Annotated in this window: 17 protein-coding genes and 4 pseudogenes; 15 read left to right on the forward strand and 6 right to left on the reverse strand. The window is 45.1% G+C overall.

What is annotated here, in order from left to right; genetic code table 11:
• Positions 1-1,416: 1,416 nt before the first annotated feature.
• Complete coding sequence (locus F7734_RS10720; protein ID WP_155744653.1) at positions 1,417-1,974, forward strand: DsbA family protein; 558 nt, start codon at positions 1,417-1,419, stop codon at positions 1,972-1,974.
• Between the two features lie 206 nt (positions 1,975-2,180).
• On the opposite strand, the gene F7734_RS10725 is transcribed toward F7734_RS10720, so the two are convergent.
• Positions 2,181-2,339: a hypothetical protein gene (locus tag F7734_RS10725; RefSeq protein WP_155744654.1), complete on the reverse strand. Its 159-nt coding sequence runs from the start codon at positions 2,337-2,339 to the stop codon at positions 2,181-2,183.
• A gap of 148 nt (positions 2,340-2,487) precedes the next feature.
• On the opposite strand from F7734_RS10725, the gene F7734_RS10730 reads away from it, so the two are divergent.
• From F7734_RS10730 to F7734_RS63305, 10 genes and pseudogenes are all read left to right on the forward strand, one after another.
• The gene (locus F7734_RS10730; RefSeq protein WP_155744655.1) at positions 2,488-2,958 is read left to right on the forward strand and encodes a nuclear transport factor 2 family protein; all 471 of its coding nucleotides are present in this window, start codon (positions 2,488-2,490) and stop codon (positions 2,956-2,958) included.
• A gap of 25 nt (positions 2,959-2,983) precedes the next feature.
• On the forward strand, positions 2,984-3,169 hold the full coding sequence (locus tag F7734_RS10735; protein ID WP_347566161.1) for an alpha/beta hydrolase: 186 nt from the start codon (positions 2,984-2,986) through the stop codon (positions 3,167-3,169).
• Between the two features lie 49 nt (positions 3,170-3,218).
• Positions 3,219-3,611, forward strand: coding sequence for a cupin domain-containing protein (locus tag F7734_RS10740; RefSeq protein WP_243146796.1), 393 nt, complete (start codon positions 3,219-3,221; stop codon positions 3,609-3,611).
• Positions 3,612-3,926: 315 nt separating this feature from the next.
• Positions 3,927-4,673, forward strand: a complete 747-nt coding sequence (locus F7734_RS10750; RefSeq protein ID WP_155744656.1) for an alpha/beta hydrolase — start codon at positions 3,927-3,929, stop codon at positions 4,671-4,673.
• Between the two features lie 324 nt (positions 4,674-4,997).
• Positions 4,998-6,338: a hypothetical protein gene (locus F7734_RS10760; protein WP_155744658.1), complete on the forward strand. Its 1,341-nt coding sequence runs from the start codon at positions 4,998-5,000 to the stop codon at positions 6,336-6,338.
• Positions 6,339-6,593: 255 nt separating this feature from the next.
• Positions 6,594-8,150: a GMC family oxidoreductase N-terminal domain-containing protein gene (locus F7734_RS10765; protein ID WP_155744659.1), complete on the forward strand. Its 1,557-nt coding sequence runs from the start codon at positions 6,594-6,596 to the stop codon at positions 8,148-8,150.
• Between the two features lie 82 nt (positions 8,151-8,232).
• Positions 8,233-8,565 carry a salicylate esterase gene (locus tag F7734_RS10770; protein WP_243146797.1) on the forward strand — a complete coding sequence of 111 codons (333 nt, stop codon included), beginning with the start codon at positions 8,233-8,235 and terminating at the stop codon, positions 8,563-8,565.
• Between the two features lie 222 nt (positions 8,566-8,787).
• Positions 8,788-9,726, forward strand: a complete 939-nt coding sequence (locus F7734_RS10775) for a DUF5996 family protein (RefSeq protein ID WP_155744661.1) — start codon at positions 8,788-8,790, stop codon at positions 9,724-9,726.
• A 66-nt stretch (positions 9,727-9,792) separates the two neighbouring features.
• The gene (locus F7734_RS10780) at positions 9,793-10,170 is read left to right on the forward strand and encodes a nuclear transport factor 2 family protein (RefSeq protein WP_155744662.1); all 378 of its coding nucleotides are present in this window, start codon (positions 9,793-9,795) and stop codon (positions 10,168-10,170) included.
• A gap of 799 nt (positions 10,171-10,969) precedes the next feature.
• Positions 10,970-11,156: pseudogene (locus F7734_RS63305) on the forward strand (SDR family NAD(P)-dependent oxidoreductase); the annotation flags it as partial.
• Here the strand turns inward: F7734_RS63305 and F7734_RS63310 are convergent.
• Positions 11,143-11,367, reverse strand: a complete 225-nt coding sequence (locus tag F7734_RS63310; protein ID WP_243146798.1) for a hypothetical protein — start codon at positions 11,365-11,367, stop codon at positions 11,143-11,145. The pseudogene F7734_RS63305 and the gene F7734_RS63310 overlap by 14 nt on opposite strands.
• A 128-nt stretch (positions 11,368-11,495) precedes the next feature.
• Here F7734_RS63310 and F7734_RS10795 point away from each other — a divergent pair.
• A pseudogene (locus F7734_RS10795) lies at positions 11,496-11,645 on the forward strand (ISAs1 family transposase); the annotation flags it as partial.
• A gap of 83 nt (positions 11,646-11,728) precedes the next feature.
• Here the strand turns inward: F7734_RS10795 and F7734_RS10800 are convergent.
• From F7734_RS10800 to F7734_RS10815, 4 genes and pseudogenes are all read right to left on the reverse strand, one after another.
• On the reverse strand, positions 11,729-12,640 hold the full coding sequence (locus tag F7734_RS10800) for an alpha/beta hydrolase (RefSeq protein WP_155744663.1): 912 nt from the start codon (positions 12,638-12,640) through the stop codon (positions 11,729-11,731).
• A 267-nt stretch (positions 12,641-12,907) separates the two neighbouring features.
• Positions 12,908-13,081, reverse strand: a pseudogene (locus tag F7734_RS10805) (disulfide bond formation protein DsbA); the annotation flags it as partial.
• Between the two features lie 201 nt (positions 13,082-13,282).
• Positions 13,283-13,457 (reverse strand): annotated as a pseudogene (locus tag F7734_RS10810) (LuxR C-terminal-related transcriptional regulator); the annotation flags it as partial.
• Positions 13,458-13,797: 340 nt separating this feature from the next.
• Positions 13,798-14,292 carry an Lrp/AsnC family transcriptional regulator gene (locus tag F7734_RS10815; protein WP_155744664.1) on the reverse strand — a complete coding sequence of 165 codons (495 nt, stop codon included), beginning with the start codon at positions 14,290-14,292 and terminating at the stop codon, positions 13,798-13,800.
• A gap of 136 nt (positions 14,293-14,428) precedes the next feature.
• On the opposite strand from F7734_RS10815, the gene F7734_RS10820 reads away from it, so the two are divergent.
• Genes F7734_RS10820 through F7734_RS65200 form a run of 3 tightly spaced genes read left to right on the forward strand, consistent with a single transcriptional unit; the run spans position 14,429 to position 17,629 of the window.
• Positions 14,429-15,274, forward strand: coding sequence for a TnsA endonuclease N-terminal domain-containing protein (locus F7734_RS10820; RefSeq protein WP_155744665.1), 846 nt, complete (start codon positions 14,429-14,431; stop codon positions 15,272-15,274).
• A complete protein-coding gene (locus F7734_RS10825) occupies positions 15,271-17,496 on the forward strand; it encodes a Mu transposase C-terminal domain-containing protein (protein WP_155744666.1) in 2,226 nt (741 codons plus the stop codon). The genes F7734_RS10820 and F7734_RS10825 overlap by 4 nt, the downstream gene beginning before the upstream one ends.
• Positions 17,497-17,500: 4 nt before the next feature.
• Positions 17,501-17,629, forward strand: coding sequence for a hypothetical protein (locus F7734_RS65200; protein ID WP_279239693.1), 129 nt, complete (start codon positions 17,501-17,503; stop codon positions 17,627-17,629).
• Positions 17,630-17,634 lie beyond the last annotated feature (5 nt).

The following is a 17,634-nucleotide window of genomic DNA, read 5'->3' on the forward strand; positions in this document are numbered from 1 at the left end:
TAGCACAAATCTTCAAAAGTTTATGATTAGAGACGAAAAAACACCGTTCAGATAACTTTGATTTTGTGATAGTATCATATTCGGATAAAATCAATAGAATTCCGCTCAAGAACCACAAAAGTCCCTTCTTGCTCAGTGACTTATATCCCCCATTCCGCACCCCTACTGTCACAATCGGTTTTTTTGGATTTTTATCAACAGAAAAAGATATATTTTATACAAGAATGAAGAAATAAGCGATGGCGATCGCCAACCCCAAATCCTCAAACGTCCAAAATTCGTAGTGTGACACTTTAGGGTGCGGAAGGTGGGTTATATGCCTGATTTTCAGTGCCGAGCTCATAGTTGTCTTGTACTATCAAGAAGGAGATTTTGATTTACTCACAAATTCATTTACTTTTTTGAGTACGACCTTACCTGGTTAATTCTCATTAATTAAAGCTTATTGATATTGAATTAAGTAACTGTTTTTTGTTACAACCCCTGCTCTGCTTTATTTTTAGGCTTTTTCTTTCAAGAAACATACTCAGTCACAGAGGGCGGTGCTACAAGTTCAAAGCCAAGAGATTGAGCCTTTTTCTTGAGTTGGTTCACCATACGTTCGTGATATTTTTGTTCGTAGTAGTCCACTCCGGGATCGGCATACTCGCCGCCAGTTGTCCACAGGTATACTGTGAACGGCTAACAACTGTTCTTTTTTTGAAAGGTTTCATAGCATTTGTAGGGGCGCTCTTGCGCCGCGCCCCTACGATTTGGCAATTTTTGAAAAGTCAGATTTTAAACCGTTTTTGGTATATCGGCACCTATATCGATTCCTGCTGCATTCAGGTTGATTTGCTTTAAGCTTTGCAAACTTTCCGTCTGGAGTTGGGGCTTAGTTGGTAGCATCTCTTTTCCCCCTTACACTCGCATTTAATAATTAAGAAAAATATGTGCCCCGATCTAGGTGGATACAATCATTCAATCTCCGCTCACGGGATAGCGACTCACGCCACTTCACCAATGTCTTAATCGCAGCACCTAGAACCAGGCTTACGTTCGGGCGCTTTTAGCACCACTGAAAATTACGGTTTTCTTTTCGGGACACAATATATAGTATAACCCTACTACTTCCACCTCTGTGGCTCTCGTGTGTTTCTTTCATGCTTAACGGGGGCAAATCGCACCCGTTAGGGGCTTACGTCGAACTCAGGTTTCTTAAACGAATCGATGCGCCCGATTCTAACTTAAGTTATAGCTAGCCTTCTACTCTGCGATGGCATGGTTACTCTATCAATTTGCACTGTAAAAAATTTAACTCGCTATAGACGACAGCTTGAAGGCGATCTCCTATATTGAATTTATGCAAACAGTCATCCAGGCAATGAATTGAGCAAGTTAATTGCAAAGTTCCATGCTTGATGCAGATTTAGAAAGATGAACAACGATCGTAGCCGCAGTTCCTTACTTGTACCGCCTTCAGCCCAAGATTGGATTCAAGGTGTGTTGAGTGCCAAGGTAGTGCTGGTGATGTATGGAGACTATCAATGCTCTAGAAGTGCGAACGTTTACAAGATGATTAAAGCGATAAAACGAGAGCTTAGTGCTGCTTTTGGAGAAGATTATTTATGCTTCATCTTCCGTCATTTTCCACAGATTCAGATTCATCCCCAGGCGCAACGGGCAGCCCAAACCGCCGAAGTTGCCGCCGCCCAAGGACAGTTTTGGTTAATGAGCGATACTTTATTTGACCATCAACAAAGGTTGGAGAACGGTTATCTTGTCGAGTACGCCAATGATTTAGGGCTTGACATTCCTCAATTTCTCAAAGACTTGCATAAACAAGTGCATGTCGATCGCATCAATGAAGATATCGAAGGCGGAATAGAGAGTGGAGTGACGACTACCCCAGCCCTGTTTATCAATGGAATTCAGTATACCGGGCACTGGAACACGACGGAGTTGATGGCAACCATGATTGCTGCAAGTCATTAAGGCGATCGATCCCAACTTACCTTCAAACACACTAATCGAGCGCGACTAAGTGTAGGAGCCAGCAAACATCAATACCCAAACCCGCCATCCCGCCCAGCTACTCCCGAAGCGATCAAGCGAATTTTGGCAGTAGCACCCAAGTACGGCATCGAATTCATCGTGTGAATTAGAGCAATGTTCAAACCCGGCTCCTACAACCAGAATCGTTACTCATCCTGGTTATAGATCGAGCGTTCGTAACAGGTAAAACGTTGATGGTAGATGGCGGGTATGTAGCGCAGTAGTCGAAAGGCAGTGCGAAATGTTTGACACAGCACTTCAAGCGACTCACTAAAGCGACACTGAAATCGGTTCGCTAATTCCATAAGAAACTCCATAAGAATCTGCAAGAAGTTGAGTGTTGGAACTGACTACACTCAAGTGAACTAAGACAAAGAGAACTTAGGAGTTGATGATGATGTCCAAAGTGTCTTTTACCTCACCACCACAAAACTAAAGAAAGGAATCGTTACCATGAGTACCCAACCGACCGAAGTGATCAAAGAGTTTCTGGCAAATACGGCAACCGAAAAGGTCGAGGCGGCTGCCCGTCGGCTCGTCGCGGAGGACGCAACATACATTTCCCTGAATTTCGACAACCCTGAACTGAAGCAAATCTTGCCTTGGACGGGAACCTCTAAAGGTCCTCAAGCGTTCATCGATACGTTCTCCCGGGTTGAGAAATGGTGGACGATCGAGGACTTCGCCGTTACCGCCCTCTTCGGTGAAGGCGAGAACGTTGCTGTGTTCGGCAGGTTCACGTATCGCTCGGTCTCGCTGAGCAAGGCGGTGACGTCACCGTTTTCGATCCACGCAAAGGTGCGCAACGGGAAGATCGTGTACTTTCAGTTCATGGAGGATACTTTCGCGACCGCTCGCACTTTCAGCCAGAAGGGGACTTGGACCATCAAAATCGCTCCGAACCGGCCGGAGTTCGAGGTGTAATAGCGATGATCTGCCCCGCATTGATGTGCCGACTCTGATTATTCATGGAGATAGCGATCGCATTCTGCCACTGGAGTCCACCGCAGCAAGACTTCCAAAACTGATTAAAAACAGTCAACTGGTTGTCATTCCTGGTGAACCACACGCGATCAACTGGACTCACGCCGATCGGGTCAATCCCGTGTTGCTGGACTTTCTTCAGCAGAAATAATCAGTGACCCTTTCTCCTCCGAAATTCACAGATCCTGAACTTGATCCGATTGTGTAATTGCAAACCTAAACGTATGCTGATCCAAAAACTAAACGACTGTGAAGAAATTATCGCTGGAGATGGAACTGTTCTGCGCGAACTGCTTCATCCTGACAAACAAGACATCAACTTGCGTTACAGCTTGGCGTATGCGATCTTGCCTGTTGGCGAAACTTCGATTCCCCATTCTCTAAAGACTTCTGAGGTTTATTACATCATTAGCGGTGTTGGCGAAATGTCGATCGATAGCGAAGTTCGCCGCATTGAACCAGGCGATGCGGTTTACATTCCTCCAAATGCCATCCAGTTCCTTCACAACTACGGCGACGAACTCCTTGTTTTCGTTTGTCTAGTTGATCCAGCTTGGCGCAAAGAAGACGAAACGATTTATGCACCAGTCTGATTCATGCAAATCTCACTGCTAGGGATGATCGATCGCGATCTTAGAAAACCCAGCCATCGTTTTCAGTCAATGTTCATTGAAACTCTCTAGGAGCCATCATGAGTACTGCTGTAGTGAATGGCGCGTCCCATGTTGTGATGGTTGCCCATGCAGATGCTGTTGCCAAGCTCATCGATTGTGCTGCAACCGCGCTATAGACGAGGCATAAACGCATCCGGCTACAAGCATCTTCTCTAATTAGTACTTGAATCTAACCCATTTCAAAAGAGAACAGACGAGGTTGATTTTCAAATCATATCTACAAGGAGGGATTCTATGTTAACTTTTGTCTTAGTTCATGGCTCCTGGCATGATGGTTCTGCTTGGCAGGCAGTCATCGATCAACTAGAAGCAAAGGGACATCATGCTTTTGCGCCCACGATCGCTGGACATGGCAAAGGCGTGAACAAAAACGTCAACCATGCTCAATGCACGCAATCGATCGTCGATTACATTGTGAGTAAAGACTTAAACGATATCGTTCTAGTCGGACATAGTTTCGGTGGGACAATTATTGCCAAAGTTGCTGAAGCAATCAGCGATGGCTTCGCCGGCCAAAGGCAACGCATTCGACGACTCATCTTCTTCAATGCCTTTGTCCTCAATGATGGTGAAAGCCTCAACGATAACACCCCACCGCACTCTCAAGCGTTATCGGATCGGCTAGCGAGACAATCGGGCGATCGTACGGTGATGCTACCTTTTGAGATTTGGCGAGAAGCGTTTATCAACGACGCTGACCTCGAACTGGCTCGATCGAGTTACGCACAATTATCGCCTGAACCGTATCAACCGTGGCTTGACAAGTTAGACCTGAAGCAGTTTTACTCGCTGCTCATCCCCAAAAGCTACCTCTATTGTACCGAAGACAACGTCCTTCCTCAAGGCGATTGGGGTTGGCATCCCAGAATGTCTAGCCGCTTGGGACTATTTCGGTTCGTGCAAATGCCCGGTAGTCACGAGGTCATGTTTTCTAACCCGGTTGGTTTAGCAGAAAAGATTATTGTGGCAGGACGTGACTAGCAGCAGAATTTGCGATCGCCAACCCACTAATGTCGCCGTCGTACTACTAGATAAGAGAATCGTGGAGTCAAATGGAGTCAATCAGAGTCTATATCTCTGACAATACGCTCCAAGCACTCACTAACACTAAGGTCTGAGTCAATTGCCAAAGCTTGTAGCTTTTTCCATACTGTAGGAGTAACGACTATCATATGTCTCTCCTTCATTTCATCATAAAAAACGGGTTGGTTTTTTATTCTCTTTTTTCCTTTTTTTGGTTGCATGATTTATTAGGTGCAGATATACTAATAAGATAGCAGACAGCAAGAAGGGAGGTGATAACTAATGCTGAAGAAAAAGAAAGGTTTCAGGATTGCAACTAAAAGCGTTAAATGTAAACTTGAGCGGAATGGGTTTGATTTAAATGAAACCAAGGCAGCTTTTAACGAGGTTGTACATTTTTACTTCGCACTAGTTAACACTCATCCGTCAGGTGTCAACATACCTGTTGCGGAAGATGGGGGATGGAGATATTATGAAAAGTTAACGATAGGGTCGAAGACTGTATATCCATTCCCCTTTAACGGATTTCCTGTGCAATTTCGTCGTGCTGCTATCAGAAAAGCTATTGGTGCTTGGCAGTCCTGGAATAGCAACTACCAGAAGTGGTTGAATCGTCCCAATCAGCAAAAACATCATAGACCGCCACTACAGCCTCGTTCTTTCAACTTCTCTCCTAGCTTTGATGCTGGGGTATGGAAAGAGGACGATGGGCAGTCTATCATACTCAAAATACTAGTTAATGGTCAGTGGAAGTGGGTTAAATTCCAATACCTTGCACCCCTAGTAGATGCCGAGTGGGTAAAAGGTTCTCCATTAGTAGTAGTAAAAGGAAATGCGGCATACATCGTTTTTCCGCTACAAAAGTATATTCCAGCAACGGGAGGAATTAAAACAATTATGGCTCAAGACTCTTTGAGAGTCTTGGGTGTAGACATGGATTTAGATCGTCATATTGCTATATGTTCTGTCCTAGAGGTCAACGCTAAGGGCGAGGTGTTTGAGGTCACACGTCACTTCATCAAACAAACAAGCCACACTAAGCGTAGGAAGCGACAACTAGGAAGGATAGCCAAAAAGATGCAGCAGACGGGTACTATCCACAAAGGTTTTGCATCAAAGATGTGGGAAAACTTGCACAACCGGGAGGTTGAGTTGGGTAGAGCCTACGCCAGACAAATTGTTGAGTTGGCAAAAACTTGGGGTTGTTCAGTTATTGCATTTGAACATTTGGGCAACCTCAAACCGATTCGTGGCAAATATTCCCGTCGTTCAAACCAGAAACGAGCTTACTGGTTAAAATCGTCGGTGTACCGACAAGTAAGTCGAATAGCTTACCAAGACTACGGCATCCTCACAACAAGGGTTAACCCTCGTAATACATCGAGATTTGACCCTTGGGGTAATCCGGTCTGGCGTAGCAACGAATTCCCGAAGACCTTGTTTGATTTCCAGTCTTATGAAAAAGGGGCTAACTTCGTGGGGACGGTTAATGGCTACATTGCTCATTCTGGATTGAACGCTGCACGTAACATAGCGCTAAAAGCAATATTGCGACACAGAACTAATCTCGTGTTTAGGACAGGTACAAAGTATCAGGCTAACTCTGCACGAGAGAAAGCCTAGAACAGTAATGTTTTAGGTGTGCAATGAAACTAGAACGAGAATCTGCAACCTCTCACTTTCATTGTACTAGGCTTGGGTAGACTGCCTAATGGTTCCTACCGAACTACGCTCCAAGTGGTTGGGTCTACGATCCGCTTGCTACTGGAAGCGACTACGGAGTGAGCCTAGAAAGTGAAGAAATGATGGTGTTTGACTCCGGTTTACTCCGTTATTTAGCTACTCATTCAACAAACAATGACCTGAAAAGGAGAAATTATGACAACTACATACCATCACAATGCTGCTTTTGATTATATTGTGATTGGTGCCGGTTCAGCAGGCTGCGTTGTTGCCAACCGTCTTACAGAAGACCCTAATACTAAAGTATTGCTGCTCGAAGCGGGTAGTCCTGATACCAAGCCAGAACTTCAAGTTCCCTCAGTGTGGCCTACTACACTCTTAGGCTCGGAAGTGGACTGGGCATACTTAACTGAAGAGGAACCTTACTTAAATAACCGCAAAATTTTATCTTCACGCGGTAAAGTCTTGGGCGGCAGCAGTTCGATTAATGGCATGATTTATATACGAGGCAATGAACGTGACTACAATAGCTGGCAAGCATTAGGTAATATTGGTTGGAGTTATCAGGATGTCTTGCCTTACTTCAAGAAATCGGAAAACCAGCAGCGAGGAGCATCGTTATTTCACGGGGTTGATGGACCACTTAGCATCACAGATCCACTCTCTCCTGCAAAAGTGTCGCAACGCTTTGTGGAAGCCGCGATCGCACAGGGCTATGAGCAAAATCCCGACTTTAATGGCGTACAGCAGGAAGGTGCAGGACTTTACCAAGTGACCGTGAAAGATGGCAAGCGCCAAAGTACAGCAGTGGCATTTCTACGTCCGATTAAAGATCGCCCCAACTTGACTATTCAAACAGGAGCATTGGTGACTCGTTTACTCTTTGAAGGAAAGCGCACGGTAGGGGTAGTGTATTTTCAAAACGGAACGGAGTATCAAGTTAGGGTCAACTCCGAAGTGATTTTGAGCGCTGGCACCTTCGATTCTCCTAAACTGCTCATGCTTTCTGGAATTGGACCAGCTGAACATCTGCGGGCAGTAGGCATTCCTGTAGTTTTTGATTTGCCCGGTGTCGGCCTGAATCTTCAAGATCACCCACTTGCTGTTATTGCCTACCAGTCTACTCAGGACGTGCCCCTTGCGCCAAGTAGTAATGGGGGAGAGGCTGGGTTATTTCTGCATACCAACAATAATTTAGATGCGGCACCTAATTTGCAATTTACAATTGTTCCGATTTTATATGTCGATCCTGCCTATGCACGTGAAGGTCCGGCATTCACCCTTTCCTTTTACATCACCCGTCCCGAAAGTCGTGGTAGTGTAAGACTACGTTCCTCCTCCCCCTTCGACCCACCGTTGATTTGGGTCAACTATCTTCAGAAAGAATCTGACATGCAACTGATGGTTGAAGGACTTAAAATTTTGCGTCAAATTGTGTACTCCGATGCGTTTAATGAGTTTCGGGGTGAGGAAATTGCTCCAGGGAGTTCCGTGCATAGCGACAAAGCAATCGAAGATTATATTCGGCAAACGTGCGGTACAGCATGGCATCCTGTTGGGACGTGCAAAATGGGTATCGATCAAATGGCGGTTGTCGATCCTCAACTCAAGGTACGGGGGATTGAAGGGTTACGAGTTGTTGATGCATCGATTATGCCAACTACGATCGCAGGAAACACAAATGCATCGGCAATTATGATTGGAGAAAAGGCTGCCGATTTGATAAAAGTTGGAACAAAATTGCCTCAATGATGGTGAAAGCCTCAGAGATAGTATTCCGCCGCGTTGTCAAGCGTTATTTGACTCCCTAGCTAGAGAATCGGACGATCGTACGATGGTGATGCCGTTTGAGATGTGGCGAGAAGTGCTTCTCAATGATGCTGACCTCGAACTAGCTCGATCCAGTTACGCACGATTATCACCTGAACCGTATCAACCGTGGCTTGACAAGTTGGACTTGAAGCAGTTTTACTCGCTGCGCATCCCCAAAAGCTACCTCTACTGTACAGAAGATAATGTCCTTCCTCAAGGCGATTGGGGTTGGCATCCCAGAATGTCTAGCCGCTTGGGACTATTTCGGTTCGTGCAAATGTCCGGTAGTCATGAGGTGATGTTTTCCAACCCGGTCGGCTTGGCAGAAAAGATGATTGCGGCAGGGCGCGACTAGCTGATGGTTGAGATGAACAACAGACAATCGCTTATCCCCGAAACAAGGGCGCTAACCGATCGGAATTTGACCAATTATCGTAACAAATATCAAGCAGCGTCATGAAGCAGTGGTTATGGTGTTTTGCAGATGAACAGGGAAAAGACCATTGATAGCGATTTTGATTTCATCTAGATTTCTTTCTCATTTCTTCAACATGTTCTCCTCATGTAGGTGATTTTCATGCCTGTTTCTAATCAAAGTACTTCCATTGACATCGTTTGGCCCAGTTTGCCCTTAGCAGCTTGGCAAGATACCTATGCAACTCTCCATCTATGGACGCAAGTCATCGGTAAAATCCGGTTGGCACTGGCACCTAAACTCAATCACTGGTGGCAATCTACTTTTTATGTCACACCGCGTGGACTAACAACTGCTTCAATCCCTTGCGGAACTCGTAACTTTCAAATTAGCTTTGATTTTCTCGACCATCAACTACAAATCGATACTAGCGACGGCATTGTTAAAAGAATTGCACTGTCTCCTCGCTCTGTGGCAGATTTTTACCAAATGGTGCTAACTACATTGAGCAACATCGGCATCGAAGTCCGAATCTGGACGATGCCGCAAGAAGTGTCAGAACCAATCCCGTTTGATCGGGACTATCAACACACAGCTTACGATCCGGAATATGCACAACGATTTTGGCGAATTCTTGTGCAAGTCGATCGGGTCATGACCTTATTCCGTTCTCAGTTTATTGGTAAATCCAGCCCTGTACATTTCTTTTGGGGCAGCTTTGACTTGGCTGTGACTCGTTTTTCTGGTCGTCGTGCGCCAGAACACCCAGGGGGAGTTCCGAATATGGCAGATTGGGTCACACGAGAAGCCTATTCACACGAAGTCAGTAGCTGTGGTTTTTGGCCAGGGGGTGGGTCAATTGTGGAGCCTGTTTTTTACGCTTACGCTTACCCTACGCCGGAAGGGTTTCGAAATTACCCAATCCAACCCAGAGAAGCTTTTTATAGCTCAGAGATGCAAGAGTTTATCTTACCCTATGAAGCCGTGAGACAAGCTGATGATCCAGATGCAATGCTCTTTGCTTTTTTTCAAAGTACTTATGAAGCAGCAGCCAATTTAGGACATTGGGATCGAATTGCGCTGGAGTATACTCAAAGTTGAGTGTTAGAACTTACTAAACTCCAAGTTAGTTAAAACAAAGACAACTTGAATAGAGGAGAAATTCAAATGTCAGACAAAAATAAAGCCATCTTAGAAGAGGCAAACGCGGCGATCGCCCAAGGCAACTATGAAGGATTCTTGTCGTTCTGCACCGACGATACGGAATGGACATTTGTCGGCGACAGAATCCTGAAAGGAAAAGCAGCCGTTCGCCAATGGATGGCAACGGAGTATGTGGAACCGCCTTTGAATATCGTTGCGAACTTAATAGCTGAGGGGGATTTCGTCACGGCACTCGGCGATCTCACAATCAAGGACGAAGAAGGGAAAGTGGCTCATTACTCGTACTGCGACATCTGGCGGTTTCGTGGCGACAAGATGGTCGAATTAAGAGCTTTCGTAATTCCAGCCGAAGTCAAGGCTGAAACTAGCAATGCAGCGTAAATCATCTGCAAAAGTCAGGATGTATTCTCATGAAAAACGCAACTTATGTGGAGGCTGCTCGGCGAGGTAGTCACCGCTGGTGGCAGTATCTTCTGGGGCTGGTAATCATCTAATTGTTGTTCATCGGCTGAGTCATGTCAGCCACCTAGGAATAGATTATCGCTGAGCTTTATTTACAAAGAATAAAACAATTTACCTTGTTTACTTTCCTATATCTGGCGCTGGGAGTTTGTCTAACAGCATTCGTGATAGGTTAAGGTCATGAACAATTTGTCAATAAGCAGTAGTGCTTAAAATTGAGCCAAAAATACGGTTTGAAAACACAATTTTCGCTCTGGCGATCGCTTAAGATTTAGACCGATCATTTATTCAAGCGCTGAAAAATCAGTACAAACGTGAATTAAATACCTCGTATTTGGTTTATTTTTCAGGATAATTACGAATTGACAAAAGTCATTTAATCTTAATATGTCACAAATGGTTACAGGGCGAGTCAACCCAACAACCTGGGAAGTCCTGGATATGCACGAAAACCCCTATCGATCCCCGCTTCCCTGGAAACAACAGAACATTACACAACCATAAGCCACAGAAAATTTCTAATGAACGGAAAGATTCTTTCAACCAAAATCACAACTACAACCACAATCGCAATCACAATTCTGTTCGGCGTACTCTTACTGTTCAATTTTCCATCCCTGGCTCAAGTCAGTTCACAAGTGATTCCCAGAATCGAAGTGATCGAAAGTTCTAAAAAGATTCCACCCAGCTACCGTTTAGTCATTAGCCGATCTCAGGATTTATCAATACTGCGTCCATTGGCGCACATATGGTAGTGCCTACTGGTGCAGTTTATTGCGCGACCAAGTATGCCGTTTGGGCAATTTCCGAAGGACTGCGCCAGGAATCAAAAAAAAATCCGTGTGACCACTATCTCTCCTGGTGTGGTGGCAACGGAACTCGGCTCGGATATTACAGAGGAGTCAGAAACGCTTCTCGCCACATCTCAAAAGGTATAATCATCATCCGATCGTTTGATTCTCTAACTAGCTCGTCGAGTAATGTTTGAAGATGCGGTGGAACGTTATTTCTAAGGCTCTCTCCATCGTTGAGGACAAAGGCATTGAAGAAGATGAGCCGTCGAATGCGTTGCCTTTGGCCGGCGAAGCCATCGCTAATTGCTTCGGCAACTTTCATAATAATTGTGCCACCGAAACTATGTCCTAGTAGGACGATATCGGTTAAGTCTTTATCAACAATGTAATCAATGATCGATTGCGTGCATTGAGCATGGTTGACGTTTTTATTCACGCCTTTACCATCCCATAGATGGAAAAACCTTGCGTGGTTCCTACGACCGGGAAACTAAACAGAAACCTCTGACGCTGGTGAGTGCATGGGCTTCTAGTCATCGCTTAGTACTCGGACAACTTAAAGTCAATGATAAGTCTAATGAAATCACGGCGATTCCTGAACCTAAGGTTCAGGACATTAGCCAACAACTGGCTAAGATTCAATTCCTCGACACCGAAGCTTAATTGCTGAATGCTTGATTCGTCTATCGATTTTTGATTGTTTTCAGAAAACCAAGATAATTCGATGCTGCTTCCTGAGCGTTTTCGATCAACAGCAAATGTCCTGCTTTGGGTAATTGAATAATTTGACTCCCTGGAAGACAGCGATGTGAGCGCTCGACATCCCGAATATCATAGATTTTGTCTTCCTGACCCCAAATTGCCAGGGTCGGAACCCGACTGTGAGGCAACTGACAAAGCACATCATCATAAAGATTCACAATGTCCCAAGTCTGCTGATAATTTCGATTACGATTCACATAATCGTTCACTCTCTCGGTTTTGACCTCATCCGGAATCGTAGGAGGCGTCACGAAAAGCAGACTGATTTCTAGATCGAACTGCTCTTTGGTAATCGGAATAAAGGGATTGATGCCCTCAATAATCGATTTCCTGACGCTAATTGCCCAATTCGTTATGCCTAGCGGTGAACCGATAAAGGCAAGGCTGCGAACTTGGTTGGGATAAAGCTGGCTGTAAAGAGCTGCGATCGTGCCCCCCATTGAGCTACCTGCAACATCAAGGGATTGAATCTTTAACGCAAGGGTAAACTGGTGCAGGAGGGCTGCCTGAGTCTCTAGCGCATAGTCTTTCACGGTAAATCCAGTACTCTTGGCATAACCGGGTAGATCGGGTGCGATCGCTTGATAGCCTGCTCTAGCCAACTCGCACATCATGCCATTCCACTGCTCTTTCTCGGCAAATAATCCATGCAGCAGTAAAATCGGCTGTCCTGTCCCTGCTTGATTATAGGAAAGCGTTCCACTCTCGATTTGGGTAGAGCGAGTTGCGATGTCACAGGTTGAAGCAGGAGTTGCGCGATTCAGCCAACCAGAGCCAACAAGCACACTGACAACCAGAACGATAATAACTAACCGAAGAATGAACTTTCTCATGAATAGTTTTTCCAGATTATTCCAAATCCCAGGGTAAACGCATCTAAATTTTATTGACAAAAGTCGAAGCGATTTTGATTCATCTCCCCACTGTCAGTAGACCGAGATTGCTTAAAATCATCTTTGGTTGATCGTGGACTGGATTTCATAAAATTGTCCTCAGTCACTGAAAAAGAAATTACAAAAATAAAAGGCATTCACCCAGTAGATTTTTGTGCGCTATCCATCCCCACCCTGTAAGAAAGTGGGGAATTCCGCGAATATGTTAAAAGAAACCGTAAGCTCTTGCCGAATGATTTTAATCAGCTTGTAAACGGCTGCACTTTTAGGACATTGATAATCCCCATACCTCACTAACACCACGGCGGCACTTAGCACACCTTGACTGCGATCTTGGGTTGAAGCTGGCACAACTAAAGAACTAGAACTATGGTCGTCGATCGTCTTTCTACATCTGTATCAAGCCTGGAACCTTGCGATTCACTTGCTCAATCCACATGAATTCAATATAAGCAATTGGCTTTTAGTTGTCGTCTACAATAAGTTAACATTTTTAGGCTGTAATTTGATTGAGCCGCCGCTCCTTCTTAAAATAGAAGGTAGCCTCTAACTCAAGTTAGAATCCAAGTTCTATCGAAAGTTCTATAAGCAGACAATGCCGCGTTTAACGGCAACAATCACAGCTTGGGTGCGATCGCGAAGCGCAAGCTGTACCCAGCTTATCGCTCACATCCAATTTATTCAAAATCCGATTGACATGAGATTTGAAAGTGCCTTCACCGATACTTAAAGCAGTCGCAATATCGGCATTACTCATCAAAAATCAGCATTTTTGACTCAAAATAAAAAATAAGTTGAGAATCGAAGCAAATAGCTTATACTATAGCTCTTAAGAAATCAGGGAGAAAGCACAAAGAGTTGGGAAGCAAGGAAAGAAACACGGGTAGCTCATACTTAGCTGTACGCAGACAATAAAGTTCTTTAGTGGTAAAGGCTGAAAACCTCATTCTGTCGCTCCCAATATTTTTTGTACAAAGAGAATAGTTAGTTGAACCAGAGAATAGTTAGTTAAACTAGAGAATAATTAGTTAAACTGACCTGATTATTATCTAAGCTTTGGTCACTCGGAACTGATTCTACTAACTGTGTGCTCTAGCCTAGTATAAATATTCGCTTGGAGCTACGGGGTTTGCTAGTTCCTGTTCAATACTGCGTCTGTTTACTGGTGCAGATAACACAACCGAGGTGGTAACAGTCCCGTGGGGCACCAACCGATCCATTAGAGTCTCCAGATGCTTGATAGAGGAGACAGCCACCTTCATAATGTAACGGACACTCCCCGTGACCCGGTAGCATTCGAGCACTTCAGGAAGCTGCTTGGCTAAGGTAGTAATTTCAACGCATTCCTTTCCGACCGAGTTGATTTGAATAAAAGCAGTTAGCGTCAAACCCAGTTTCTCCAGATTCAGTTCAGCTCGATATCTGGTGATGATGCCGGCTTCCTCCATCTTCCTTACCCGCTCTGCGACTGCGGGCGAGGAAAGTCCTACGCGTTGTCCGAGTTCCTTGAAAGAAATGCGAGCCTCCTGTTGGAGGATGGACAAGATTTGCCATCCAGTATCGTCAAGCAATTTCTCAAGCTCAAAAGTCATATGCTTAATTTATTAAGGTAAGTAGCCAAAAACTGTTTTTTAATTTAAGTATGAATTAAAAACACTTTATTTTATCTATTTATTAAGCAATTCAAGTTCAATAATATAAAGTGATACTCATGCGTGGTCCAACTGTATGGCTAAACGCAACAGGGTCTCAAAAGGTGCTGACGTAGATAAAAGAATTAAAGAAGGTCGTGGTCAAGGTACTGGCTTTGACTACAAGCCTTGGCTGTTGGTTCAAAACGTACCCTCTCGGGGATTGGTGACGCGAATTAAGGGCTGGAAGACCACAAGGGTTCATCACTTGCTGAGCAACCTTGAACTTAACTATTTTTACGTACTCGAATGGTCGCCGAAGGTTTGTGACATCCGAGAGCAGTATCCACTACTGCCCTTGTCGGAAACTATAGCTATTGCCCAACAGTGCGGCATTCGTCACCCACTAGACCCAAAAACTCAGCAACCCGTTGTGATGACAACAGATTTCCTGATTACTATGCACCAACCTATTGGAGTAAAGGACTTGGCTCGCACAATTAAGTTAGCAAAAGATTTGCTGTCGGAGCGAACTTTAGAAAAGTTAGAAATTGAACGCCGTTACTGGCTTAAAAGAGATATCGACTGGGGGATTGTCACCGAACACGAAATTCCAGAAACACTGGCGAAAAATGTTGAGTGGCTACATCCTTTCCAAAAGACAACAGATCTCTCGCCCCTAACAGAGCCAGAGATTAATCGAATTGCTACCACATTAAATCTGAGGATTACCATTGATAGTAAGGCACTGGCTGATATGACTGCCGAGTGCGATGACCAATTGGGTCTTTTTCCTGGTACTAGTTTGTCAGTTTCTCGGCATCTAATAGCTAATCGACAGTGGCAGGTTGACATGAACAAACCCATCCAACCCAGTCAGCAATTAGTGCTTTTAGCTACTCCAATCACGGAGGTTTCCAGGATACTAGGGGGTGCTGAATGAGCCTGTGCGTGAATATGCTACTAGAATGGCAAAATGCTGAGGCTAAAGCTCGCATTGAGCGTGTGCTGTGGATTGACCCGTCTGTTACCGACGTGGTAACGATTGAAATTAACAACTCAAAAGCTCTTCCAATATGGCAAAAATGTCAGGATTTGGAGGCAGCGCTCACACAAAGAGTTGTCCGCATCCTGGAAGTTGACCCCTATTCCACACTGCTGTGTCCTGAGAGTGCAATTCCCGAAAGTCACAGAAAGTATAGAGATCGGGCGTGGTCAGTCATTGCTCCACTGTTTGAAGGTGAAGGTGTGTTTAATAAGAACTCGCGGGGCTCGCTTGTCTTGGCGGCGGTAGAACGTACAGGACGGACAAAGGCAACAATTTACAGCTACTTACGGCGTTACTGGCAGGGGGGACAGATGAAAAATGCTCTTCTCCCCTTGTTTGAGAAGCGCGGCGGACCTGGTATTGAGCGGCAAAGTCATGGTCGTAAGCGTGGTCGTCCAAGCTCGCTCTCCATTGTGACGCATAGCGAGCTTGGAGTAAATGTTGATCGTGAGATCCGGGAAAGATTTCGCCGAGGCATCAAATTGTTTTATGAAAATCAACTTAGAAGACCTCTAACAGAAGCCTTTCAACTGACGCTGGAACGGTTTTTTCATAAGGGTTATGAAATCAAAAACGGGGTATTGGTACCCGTTTTACCACCTGCAGAAGAACTGCCGACATTTGCCCAGTTTCGCTATTGGTACGAAAAAGAGCGTGATATCAGTCGGGAAAAAATTTCGCGAGAAGGTGAGCGTCGGTTTAATCTACGTCATCGAGCAGTACTGGGAGATTCAACCTCTATGGCTTTTGGTCCTGGGTCACTCTACCAAATTGACGCGACCATCGGCGACATTTATTTAGTGAGTTCTTTAGACCGAAATCGGATTGTAGGTCGCCCTGTAATTTACTTTGTCATAGATACCTTTAGCCGACTGATCACAGGCTTTAGTGTCAGTTTGGAAGGTCCCAGTTGGCTGGGGGCAATGTTAGCCCTCGAAAATGCCACTGCGGATAAGGTGGCTTTTTGTCAGGAGTATGGAATTCAAATTGATGAAGCTGACTGGCCTAGCCATCACCTAAGCGAAGCAATCTTGGCAGACCGAGGTGAACTTTATGGTTATAATGCTGACAATTTGGTAAATGCCCTCAACGTGCGAGTATCTAACACGCCTCCCTACCGAGCGGATTGGAAAGGCATTGTCGAGCGAAACTTTCGCTTAAGTAATGACAAGATGATTCGCTGGATACCAGGGGCTGTCAACCAGGTCCAAGAAAGGGGTGACAAGGACTATCGACTCGATGCAGTCTTAGATCTCCACCAGTTCCGCAAGCTGATGATTTACTGCGTCCTTGACCATAACAAATATCACCGGATGGACTGGTATCGAATGGACGAATTTATGATTCAGGATTACGTTGATCCTTACCCTCTGGAACTCTGGAACTGGGGAGTCAGAAACCGAGGTGGTCATCTACGTAAGATGACACCTGAAATTGTCCGCTTAAACCTCCTTCCTACAGCCTCTGCTGCTGTCACCCCAAAAGGTATCAACTATCAAGGCTTGTTCTATACCTGTGAGCTGGCTTTGCGTGAGCAATGGTTTGTGAAGGCTAGGGCAGAGGGCAGATGGAAAATTCCCATTGCCTACGAGCCCCGTCGGCTTGACACCATATACCTGCGTCTCAATGGTGGTAAGTGTCTAGTGTCCTGCCACCTCATCGACACCGAAAAGGCATTCAAGAGACGAGATTGGTATGAAGCTGTTGACTACTTTGAGTTACAAAAACAAGCGAATGTTGCCGCTAAAACGTGCCAGCAGCAGCAAAAAGCAGATTTTCACGCCCAAGTAGAACAGATTGTCACCCAAGCTAAAGAGCAGACAGAGAAAGCGCTCACTGGTAATAGCAAGCGTGAGCGCATCCAGGGGATTCGCTTGAATCGAAACTTAGAACGCTCGCTAGAACGAGAAACCAAAGCTTGGCAGTTGGAGACAGAGGAAATTTCTCAACAGCCAGGGCAGATTACTCCAAACCAAGGTGCCCCAATACCAGAGGAGAATAATTCTGGGTACGTGGCACCACCCAAACCCATGGTTTGGAATGACCCAAAGAAGAAAGCAAAGCTAGAAAAGCTGCTGACTCAGTTGGAAGCATTAATGCAAGCAGAACCATCATAACTTGGTGGCTACCAATAACGTTATTGGTGGAAGAAAACTCAAGTGGCGATCGCCCTTGGTGCAAGCCGTACCCAGCCTATCGCTTCAGCGCAAGCCGTTCATAGTGCTTAACGCACCCGTTTTTACTTCTTGAATTTT

This window comes from Scytonema sp. UIC 10036 (assembly GCF_009725235.1).